1 protein-coding gene is annotated in these 1,132 nt (G+C 48.1%); it reads right to left on the bottom strand.

Annotated features, from left to right (window positions below):
• A partial coding sequence (locus tag ETC05_RS17250; RefSeq protein WP_171661542.1) for an RNA-guided endonuclease InsQ/TnpB family protein occupies window positions 1–1,022 on the bottom strand: 1,022 nt, incomplete at its 3' end.
• Between the last annotated feature and the right edge of the window lie 110 nt (window positions 1,023–1,132).

Genomic DNA, 1,132 nt, shown 5'->3' with positions numbered 1-1,132 from the left:
TTTTGGCAGACAGGACATGTCTGACTCGTGTACGATTCGTCGACTTCTTTCAAACGAATACCTTGTTGGGCTAATTTATAGGCAAGATATCGCTTGACTTTCCCAAAAGACCAGTTGGAGAGCTTTTGTGCTTGTTTCCGGTGGACTTTCTTTTTCTTTCTCGTGTATCGCTCGACTCCTTCGACATTTCCGATGTACACATCCGACACAGATTGCGCAAGGCACCAATCGACGAATTGCTTCGTCGTTTTATGAAGCGCATCCCGCAGTTGACGTTCCGATTTGGATAAGAGGTATCGTTTGGCTCGTTCGTACTTTTTCCACCTTCGTGAGCCTTTTTGGCATTTCGCTTGCCGTCGTTGAATTTCGGCGAGTTTCTTGTTTCGGAACCGATGGAGCGAGCGCACCTTTCTCCCTGTAATCAAGAGCGCTTGACCGCTTTCGCAAAAGGCGCCGATCGTATGAATTTCACCGAGATCGACGCCGACGGAACGACCTGGTTGATATGCTTTCGCCTCCCGACCATCGTCATAGGTGATAGCCAAGTACCAACCGTGGTCATAACAACATTCGATTTCTTTGATCGTTCCTTTGGGTAAGCGGGAGACATGGACGAGGATCGGTTCTTCTCTTTTTCCATTATGGATGCCCATCGATAACGCGATGGTTCCATTTTCGTACACGTTGAACCCATCTTTCGCCCATTTCGTGTTGAAAAATTTCTTTTGTTTGTATGGGTATCGAGCATGGCGAAGTCCTTTTTGAATGGCGGCTTGTGCTGATTGTCGTGCGAAGAGGTATTTGTGGCAAACCGCTTGGATCGACTGGCTGTGAAGATGGAAGCGGCCTTTCGTTTGCTTTTGCAGTTCGCTTTTTGAGATGCGGCGGCCGTGTTGAAGGAAGTATTCTTTCGATAGCCGAAGACACTCATTCCAAACGCGGGCTGACTCTCGGTTGCAGGCCCATAGCCGTTCGAGATCCCTCTTGGAGGCACGAAAGGCGACTTTTTGACCGCGGAGCATCGTCATTCCTCCCTTTCTCTGCATGTTGGCTAAGACGATTATAGCACGTATGTTCTTATTTAGAAAGAAAAACATCCGATTCATCTCCCACCTACATTCCATTTCGAGGT

The organism is Geobacillus sp. BMUD (assembly GCF_013096845.1).
Taxonomy (GTDB): Bacteria; Bacillota; Bacilli; order Bacillales; family Anoxybacillaceae; genus Geobacillus; species Geobacillus vulcani.
Note: the sequence above shows the minus strand (reverse complement) of the source record. Positions and strands in the feature narration are given on the sequence as shown.